Origin of the sequence: Kitasatospora kazusensis (genome assembly GCF_039529945.1) — a bacterium.
In the GTDB taxonomy this organism is placed as follows: Bacteria; Actinomycetota; Actinomycetes; order Streptomycetales; family Streptomycetaceae; genus Kitasatospora; species Kitasatospora kazusensis.
In genome coordinates, this window is sequence record NZ_BAAANT010000081.1 from 1 (window position 1) to 9,328 (window position 9,328).

The window sequence follows — 9,328 nt, forward strand, 5'->3', positions numbered from 1 at the left end:
GGCCCGGCTCCCCGCCGTACTGGCGGGGAGCCGGGCCACAGTGCTGTGCCGCACAGGCCGGGGGCCGCCGGGACGGAAGTGTCCTGACGGCCCCCGGTCGGAGCGGGCCGGGGTCAGAGCCCCTGGTAGCCGAACATGTCGACCACCAGGTCGATCGGGGCCTGGCCGCCGTTGTAGAACGAGACCTTGCCGTCCTTCACCTGGGCGATGACCTGGTTGGGGATGGTCTCCCCGGCCGACCAGTTCAGGTTGGAGGCCAACGGGCGGGTCTGGCCGTGCGGGTAGACCGTCAGGAAGCCGCCGCTGCCCGGGTTGGTGACCGTCACGTTGAGCGTCGCGCTGCTGATGCCGCCGTAGCAGAGCGAGAGGTCGAGCGTGCCGCCCGCCGGGATCTGCGCGGGCTGCCGGGTCGGCCCGCCGCAGAAGTCACGGGTGGCGTAGCGGGTGTCCATCAGCCGGTCGGGGTTGACCGTCCGGAAGACGTCGTGGCCGGTGGCGTCGTAGTAGCCCTCGACGTCGGCGATCACCTGCACGGTGCCGGGGGCGCCGCCGACGTACAGCGAGACGCTGCCGTCCGCCGCCACCGGGACGGTGACCAGGTTGGCGATGGTCGTCCCCGCCGACCAGTTCAGGCTGGAGACGGTCGGCCGGGCCTGGCCGTGCGGGTAGACCGACAGGAAGCCGCCGCTGGTCGGGCCGGTGACCGTGACGTTGAGGGCCACCGCCTTCACACCGGTCGCCGGCACGCCCTTGGTACCCGCCACCTTGAGGTCCACCGTGCCACCGGCGGGCACCGCCCCGGCCGTGGCGCCCGTGCCGTAGCGGGTGTCCAGCGCCCGGGCCGGGGCGGTGGAGTGGTAGACGCTGCCGCTCGCGCCGTAGTAGCCGGCGAGGTCGGCGATCACGTGCACACCGCCGTTGCCGCGCTGCGAGAACGTCACCTTGCCGTCCGCGCTGACCGGCACGGTGACCGCGTTGGCGATGGTCTGGCCGGCCGTCCAGTTCAGGTTCGAGCCCGAGGAGCCGGTCCCGGTCGGGTAGACCTGGAGGTACCCGGGGCCGGTCGAGCCGGTCACCGTGACGTTCAGGGTCACCGCGGTGATGCCGGCCGGGACGCCGTTCTTCCCGGTCACCTGGAGGTCCAGCCAGCTGGTGAGCGGGGTCGTGGTGCTCACTCCGACCGCGTAGCGGGTGTCGAGCACCCGGGTCGGCCCGGACGGGGTGTAGAGGCTGCCGACGTCCTGCAGCTCGGACGCGCCGCGGTCCCGGTAGCCGGATCCCGTCCCGGTGTTCGGGGTGAGCGGATCGTCCTTGGGGCTCATCCCGTCGATGTCGGTGGCGAGCATGCCGGGTGCGGTCTCGTCCGCCGAGTCGACGGCCGGCATCGGGGCGGCGTGCCGGTCGCCCTGCCAGTTGATGTTCGGGTCGCCGAAGGAGTCGTGCGGGCCCTGCCCGGTGTCCTTGGTGAAGGACGGGCGGTCGGTGTAGGTCTTGCCGGCCCAGTCGTACGCCGTGTCGCCGCTGACCGTGCTGACGACGTTGTAGTCGCTCATGGTCCCGACCGCGGAGGTGGCGTCGACCTTCACGTGCGACCAGGGGGTGCTGGACCAGCAGGCGTTGGGCTGCGGGCCGAAGGTGCTGTTCCGTGCGACGACGTTGTTCTCGATCGTCGCGCCCGAGGACGCGCCGGTCAGCGCGATGCCGTACCGGCAGTTGTCGTAGACCGAGTTGGCGACGACGACCGTGCCAGGTGCGTCCGTCACGGTGATGGCGTCGGCCGATCCCGTGTTGACCAGGTTGGTGGTCAGCACGGTGTTCGTGGAGCCGCCGTCGACCAGCATGCCCTGCCCCTGGGCGTACCAGAGGTTGAACTTCCCGACCGTGACACGGTCCGACTTGCCGGTGACCCGGACGGCCGCCCGGGCCGCCCCGGCCACCGTCCCGTTCATCAGGCTGACGTCGCCGGAGTTCTCGACGTGCACGCCCTCGCTCACGGCGGCGAGGTTGAGGTTCATGATCCGGATGTGCTGCGCGCCGGTGATGACCAGCGCGTCGGCGGTCCCGCCGGCGGCGCTGTTGCCGATCTTCGCGCCGACGTCGGAGGGACGCTGCCAGGAGGTGACGTCGGTCTGGAAGGTGATGGGTGCCTGGGCCGTGCCGGACCTGGTGATGTTCACCTGCTCCGGGTACGTCCCGGTGGCGATGTGCACGATCTGCCCGGGCAGCACGACCGCCGCCGCCGCGGAGACCGTGCAGAACGGCTGCTCCTGGAGCCCGGTGCCGCTGTCCGTGCAGTGCGCGCCGGCACCGTTGTTCACGTACAGGTTGGTCGGGGCCGCGCCCGCGCTCAGTTGCCCGACGGCCGGCAGCGCGATCGCGCCCAGCAGTGCGGCGGCGCTCAGTGCGCCGATTCGAGTCTTGATGATGCCCCCCATGGGCGGAGAAGTGGAACCCTGCGTGGTGCTGCGTGGTGCTCTGTCAGGTGGTCGGGCCGGCGGCGGCCGGCCCCTGCCCGTGGGCAGGGGCCGGCCGCCACGTCGGTCCCGGTCAGTACGCCTGGTAGCCGAAGACGTCGACCACCAGGTCGACGGTGCTCTTGCTGCCGTTGTAGAAGGAGACCTTGCCGTTGGCGCCGACCTTGACGACGACCTGGTTCGGAATCGTCTGGCCCGCGGACCAGTTCAGGTTCGAGACCCCCGGACGGGTGCTGCCCGACGGGAAGACCGTCAGGTAGCCGCCCGCACCGCCGTTGGTGACCGTGACGTTCAGCGTCGCCGCGTGCAGGCGGGCACCGCTGAGGATGTCGACGTCCAGCGTCTGGCCGGGGCCGACCGGGGCGGCCTTACGCATCAGCTCGCCCTCCTCGTAGTGGTCGGAGCGGGTGTCCATCGCCCGCCACGGGCCGGTCGGCCGGTAGGTGTCGTAGCCGTCGGCGCCGTAGTAGCCGACCAGGTCGGCGATCACGTCGACGCCGCCCGGCCGACCGCCCGCGTAGAACGACACCTTGCCGTTCACCACCGGCACCGTCACCAGGTTGGCGATCGTCGTCCCCGCCGACCAGTTCAGGTTGGAGGCCGTCGGACGGTCCTGGCCGCTCGGGTACACCGTCAGGAAGCCGTCGGCGGTCGGGTCGGTGGCGGTGACGTTCAGCGTGACGGCGGTGGCCCCCTGCGGAACGCCGCCGACACCGGCCACCTGGAGGTCGACCGAGCCGCCGGTCTGCACCTTGGCCTTGTCGGCGCCCGTCCCGTACCGGGTGTCCAGCAGCCGGGCCGGGGAGGCGCTGCTGAACACGTCGCCCTTGCCGCTGTAGTAGCCGGCCAGGTCGGCGATCACGTCGACGCCGCCCGGCCGACCGCCCGCATAGAACGACACCTTGCCGTTCACCACCGGCACCGTCACCAGGTTGGCGATCGTCGTCCCCGCCGACCAGTTCAGGTTGGAGGCCGTCGGGCGCTTCTGGCCGCTCGGGTACACCGTCAGGAAGCCGTCGGCGGTCGGACCGGTGACCGTGACGTTCAGCGTCACCGCCGTGACCCCGGTCGGCGGCACGCCGGCCACGCCGGCCACCTGGAGGTCGACCGAGCCGCCGGTCTGCACCTTGGCCTTGCCGGCGCCCGTCCCGTACCGGGTGTCCAGCAGCCGGGCCGGGGAGGCGGGGGTGTAGAGGCTGCCGAAGGCGGTGTACTCCTGCGCGCCGCGGTCGCGGAAGCCGCTGCCGGTACCGGTGTCGGGCACGAGCGGGTCGTCCACAGCCGGGTGGCCGTAGAAGTCCGTGTCCAGCATGCCGGGCGCGTTCGCGTCGGCCGAGTCGATCCAGGGCGCGAGCGGCGGCTTGCTGCCGTCGTACGGGAAGGCCGGGTCGGCCACGAAGTCGTGCGCGCCCTGGCCGGTCGCCGTGAGGAAGGCGGCCTGCGCCTGGTAGGAGGTGTCCGCCCAGTCGTAGGCGGGACCGCCGCTCATCGGGCTGATGACGTTGTAGTCGGCCTTCGCCGACGGCGCGGCCTCCGCCGAGACGGTCAGCCCGGTGTCCGGGCGGCCCGCCGCACACGGCCCGGCGGGCCCGCCCTGGGAGGCCCCGGTCTCGACCACGTTGTTCTCGACCACGGCACCGGTCGAGGCGCCCGCGAGGACGATCCCGTTGCCGCAGTTGGTGTTGATCGTGTTGCTCACGACGACCGTGCCGGGTGAGCCCAGCGCCACGACCCCGGAGTGCGAGTCGACGGAGTTCACGCGGATCTCGTTGGTGCTGACGACGGTGTCGCTCGCACCCTGCTCGATCACCATGTCGGTCCCGCCGACTTCGAAGTAGGAGCCGGCGACGGTCACGTGGCTGGACCCGGTGCCGACCCGGACGCCGACCTGGCCGGATCCGCCGCCACCCGAGATCTGGGAGGAGAGCACCGAGACGTCGGTGGCGTGCGAGAGAACGACGGCGTCCGAGCCGCTGGCGCTGAACCCGATGCCCTTGAACCGCAGGTGCTGGGCCCCGGTCACCGCCATCCCCGGCCTGGGCACGGCCGCGTCCCAGACGCCGCCGATCCCGACGTAGCCGCTGGAGGAGGCCACGAAGCTGATCGGCGCGGCGGCGGTCCCCGAGTGGGTGATGTTCAGCGCGTCCTTGTACTGGCCCGAGGCGATGTGCACCGTCTGGCCCGGCAGGGCGGCATCGGCCGCGGCCTGGACGGTGCAGAACGGCGCGGTGGGCAGCCCGGTGCCGCCGTCGGTGCACTTCGCGGTCGCACTGTTGTTGACGTAGACGTCGGTGGTGGCAGCGTTCGCCGCGGTCTGGCCGATGACCGGAACGGCGAGCGCGCTCAGCAGCGCGGCGCCGGCCATGGCACCTGTACGTATGTTGATGATGCCCCCATGGGCGGAGAAGACGGGTGTCCCGTCGGAAAGGAATGGTGGCGGTCCAGGACCCTGGGGTCTCCGCTCCGGCCGGACCGCGTGCGCGATCCTTTCACACGCCTTTCACCCGGCACCACGGGGTTGTCGCTGGAAGGGACGGGCCCGCCGGGGGCGCCTCGACGAGCGGAACGCCGGAACGCACGGAACGCGGAGGGCCGCCGGGACGGGAGTGTCCTGGCGGCCCTCGGGTGAAACGAGCGGGGCGGGGTGGGTCGGCTCAGCTCAGCTCAGCTCAGCTCAGCTCAGCTCAGCTCAGCTCAGCTCAGCTCACGGTCAGGGTGAGCGGGCCGGCCAGCGCGGTGTAGCCGTCGCTGTAGAGGTACCAGACGGCGTAGGTGCCGGCGCCGGAGAGCTTGCTGGTGCTGAAGGTCAGGCTGCCGCTGCCGTTCGGGGCGTACTGCCAGGTCAGCGAGGACTGCTGGCCGGGCGTCACGCCCACCGGGTAGATCCCGATCCAGTTGGTCGAGCTGACGGTCGAGGCCGGCGTCGAGTACTGGAAGGTGACGTTCGCGCCGTTGGAGACGTTCGGCGTGCCGGTGGTCAGCGTGTTCGTCGGGGCCGGGGCCGAGACGGGCACGAAGGCGTCGTTCATCGGGGTCGCGTAGGTGTCGTTGGCGGTGATGCCGGGGAGGCCGAGGGCCGCCTCGATGGTGCGGGCGGTGCTGTAGTGGTCGTAGCGGCTGGTGCTGGTGGTGCCCGCCGGGACGGTGCCCTGGGAGCCCACGACCACGGTCGCGATGTGGTTGTCCGGGTTGCTGTTGTCCTCGTCCCAGGTCAGGATCAGCAGCGACTTCTGGGTGGTCCAGGCCGGGGACTGCATGACCGGCGCCAGGGTCTGCTGGAGCCAGGTGTCCTGGACCTTGAGGCTGGCGGCGCTGCCGTTGCCGGACGCCTCGCCGTCGTAGTAGTCGTCCGCCGCGATCCAGGAGAAGTTCGGCGTGGTGGCCGCGCTCTGCAGGTCGGTGGTCAGCTGGGTGGTGTCGAACAGGTGCGCCGCACAGCGGGCCGGGTTGCCGCTGATGTCGGTGTAGTTGATGAAGGGCGCGTCGTCCGGCTCGTACTTCGCGTCGTACTGGGTGGTGGTGTTGCAGGGGGTGCCCATGCCCTGCTCGTACGCCTTCCAGGTCTTGCCGGCCGCTTCGACCGTGTCGCCCAGGTTGGTGCCCGCGCTCTTGATGTTGGGCCAGTAGGTCGCGCCGGTGGTGAAGGTGTCACCGCCCGCGACGGCCAGGTAGTTCTCGTCGCTGGGGTGGTAGACCCCGTGCTGGTCGGTCATGTCGGCGCCCTGCGCCATCAGGCTGTGGATGAACGGCGTGTCCGCCGGGTCGCCCATGACCTGGGAGTAGTCGGTGTTCTCCATCATGACCGTGAAGACGTGGTCGTAGCCCGGCACCTTGGACACCGGCGGCGTGAGGGCGGCGGCGGTGACCGGCGTGGTCAGGGTCAGCGAGAGGTTGTCCAGGTAGCCGGACTCACCGGAGCTCTGCAGGAACTGCACCTGGACCAGGATCGAGCGGGTGCCGGCCGGGACGGTGCCGGTGCTGGTGCGGGAGAGGAAGGAGGTGCTGCTGGAGCGGTCCGCGGCGGAGACGGTCGGCAGGGTCGCGGTCGAGCCGACCTGCTGGCCCGAGCCGTTCCTGAACTGGAGCGAGACCTGGGCGTAGCCGGCGTAGCTGGTCCAGCCGCCGAGCCAGCCGGACAGGTTGTAGCCGATCCCGCCCCCGTCGATCGCACCGGCGGCGGAGGAGACGTCGACGCTCTGCTGCATCGCGCCGTCACCCTGGTTGCCGGGCGCGAAGAACGCCTTGCCCGGCGTCTGGCTGGCCGGGTAGCCGAAGCTCCCGACCGAGTGGCAGACCACGTCCGGGCTCCCGGAGAGCACCGTCCACCCCGGCATGGTGCTCGCCGCGGTCCAGTCGGTGGTGCAGTAGCCCGCCTCGGCGTCGCCGTTCACGATCAGGTTGCCGCTGCTGGTGGCCGCGCCCGCCGGTGTCACCACCACGAGCAGGGCACCGAGCAGTGCGAGAACGCTGCCGAGCGCTCGCCAAAGAAGTCTCATATCCGGGGACCCATCCAGTTGCCGTGTACTTCGTCATGGACGAGTCATTGATAGCGCCTCGGACTGGCGGTCGAAGGAACATTGGGCCAACGGGCCGTGGACGAGGTGGGGACGGATACGGCCGAGGCGGCTTTACCTCCGGCGTCGTGTCCGGGCGCCGTCCCGGGGCGGTGAAGCGTTCGTGGGCAGCATGTCGACACCGGGTGCGACGGCACGTGAAGAGGTCGTGAGTTCCGGTTCGCGCCGGACACGCCGTCGGCACGGACCGGCGACGGACCCCCCTCCGGGCTGGTCGACCGACCGGTCGGTAGGTGCGCGAAATGCACGTCCGCACCGTTGACCGGCGTTCGCCAACTCTGCTTTGCTTCAACGCAGCAAACGGCGCACCACGTATCTGTCGTACCGCCAGAAGCCGTGTGAGTAGTCACGGTTGCTTTGATCTCTGCCCGTCGGAGCAGGACGGGAGTTCCACGCGGGTCGCTACGCCGTGCCTTGAGTCCCTCTGCTGGCAGGATCCTCCGCTGCGCGCAGAGACTGCGTGACGCCCCGTCCTTCCGCCCTGTCGTGCGACACCTTCGACGTACAGCGAGACCAGCAGGTCACTGCCCCATCGGTGCGCCTCGCAGTCATGTGCCACGCAGTCATGTGCCATGTGCAGTCATGAGCCACGCAGAAGCCCTGTCCCACGTAGCGGACCGCCCACGCCGACCGGCGCCCGGGCGCTCCGCAGGAGAGAGGATCCCCCACACATGGGTACCCCCCGTATCCGCGGCGCAGCACGAGCGGCCTTCGCCGGCGTCGCGTCGCTGTCCCTCGTCACCGGCGTCATGATGGCCGTCGCCGCACCCCAGGCGATGGCCGAGACGACCGCACAGCAGGCGTCGGGCCACTCGGTCAGCAACCCGTACAGCCCCGCCTACCAGCACTCCTACCGGCACGGGGTGATCCCGACCATCCAGCAGAACGCCAAGATGAAGGCCTGGTCGGCCGGTCAGGCGACGCCGGACGCGGCGACCGGGCCGGAGACGCTGTCCTACGGCGGCGGTATCGACGGCATCGGCGTCCAGAGCGGCCACTCCAAGGTCTACCTCGTCTTCTACGGTAACCAGTGGGGAAGCCAGAGCACCGACGGCAACGGGAACGCGAAGTTCTCCGGTGACGCGGACGGCGCCGCCGGCGCCACCCAGCAGATGTTCAAGGGCATCGGCACCAACAACGAGCTGTGGTCGGCCGACCTGACCCAGTGGTGCGACGGCCCGAACGTGGCCACCGGCGCGACGAGTTGCCCCTCGAACGCCAACTTCGTCCCGTACCAGGCCGGCGGCGTGCTCTCCGGCGTGTGGTACGACAACGCGGCCGCCTCCCCGAGTGCCGCGACCGGCCACCAGCTCGGCCAGGAGGCCGTCAACGCGGCCGCCCACTTCGGCAACACCACCGCCGCGGCAAACCGGGACGCGTACTACGTGATCCTGTCGCCGACCGGCACCAACCCGGACAACTACCAGGGCCAGTACTGCGCCTGGCACGACTACAACGGCGACAGCTCGCTCACCGGCGGCGCCGTGACCTCGCCCTACGGCGACGTCGCGTTCAGCAACCAGCCGTACAACATGGACTCGGGTGCGGGCTGCGGCGTCGGCTTCGTCAACTCCCCCGGAACGCTTGACGGCTGGACGATGACCCTCGGCCACGAGTGGCACGAGATGATGTCCGACCAGAACCCGGCCGGCGGCTGGACCAACAACGTCAGCGGCAGCTCGTTCAACGGCCAGGAGAACTCCGACGAGTGCGCCTGGCTGGCGCCCGGCACCGCCGGCGGCGCGGCCAACATCAACTTCGGCTCGTTCGGCACGTACTCCGAGCAGGCCAGCTGGTCCAACGACACCAACGCCTGCGCCATCTCGCACCCGATCGTCGGCAACCCGGGCAACACCGTCACGGTGAACAACCCGGGCAGCCAGAGCGGCAAGGTGGGCACCGCCGTCAGCCTGCAGGTCACCGGCTCCGACAGCGCCTCGGGCCAGACCCTGACCTACTCGGCCACCGGCCTCCCGGCCGGCCTGTCGATCAGCTCCAGCGGCCTGATCTCCGGCACCCCGACCACTGCGGGCACCTCCTCGGTGACGGTCAAGGCCACCGACAGCACCGGTGCCAGCGGCAGCGCCTCCTTCTCCTGGACGGTCAGCACCACCACCGGCAACACCGTCACGGTGAACAACCCCGGCAACCAGAGCACCACCACCGGCGGTGCGGTCAGCCTCCAGGTCAGCGGCAGTGACTCGGCCTCCGGCCAGACCCTGACCTACTCGGCCACCGGCCTGCCCACCGGCCTGTCGATCAGCTCCAACGGCCTGATCA

4 protein-coding genes are annotated in these 9,328 nt (G+C 70.7%); 1 reads left to right on the forward strand and 3 read right to left on the reverse strand.

Going from position 1 to position 9,328, the window contains the following annotated elements; all coding sequences use genetic code 11:
* Positions 1 to 113: 113 nt before the first annotated feature.
* The 3 genes from ABD330_RS31485 to ABD330_RS31495 all read right to left on the reverse strand — a co-directional run bounded on the left by ABD330_RS31485 (position 114) and on the right by ABD330_RS31495 (position 6,970).
* Positions 114 to 2,435 carry a NosD domain-containing protein gene (locus ABD330_RS31485; protein ID WP_344469726.1) on the reverse strand — a complete coding sequence of 774 codons (2,322 nt, stop codon included), beginning with the start codon at positions 2,433 to 2,435 and terminating at the stop codon, positions 114 to 116.
* A gap of 112 nt (positions 2,436 to 2,547) precedes the next feature.
* Positions 2,548 to 4,839, reverse strand: a complete 2,292-nt coding sequence (locus ABD330_RS31490) for a right-handed parallel beta-helix repeat-containing protein (RefSeq protein ID WP_344469727.1) — start codon at positions 4,837 to 4,839, stop codon at positions 2,548 to 2,550.
* Between the two features lie 334 nt (positions 4,840 to 5,173).
* A complete protein-coding gene (locus tag ABD330_RS31495; RefSeq protein WP_344469728.1) occupies positions 5,174 to 6,970 on the reverse strand; it encodes an alkaline phosphatase family protein in 1,797 nt (598 codons plus the stop codon).
* A gap of 749 nt (positions 6,971 to 7,719) precedes the next feature.
* Between ABD330_RS31495 and ABD330_RS31500 the strand changes: the two genes are divergently transcribed.
* Positions 7,720 to 9,328: Ig domain-containing protein (locus ABD330_RS31500; RefSeq protein ID WP_344469729.1), on the forward strand; the 1,609-nt coding region annotated here is incomplete at its 3' end.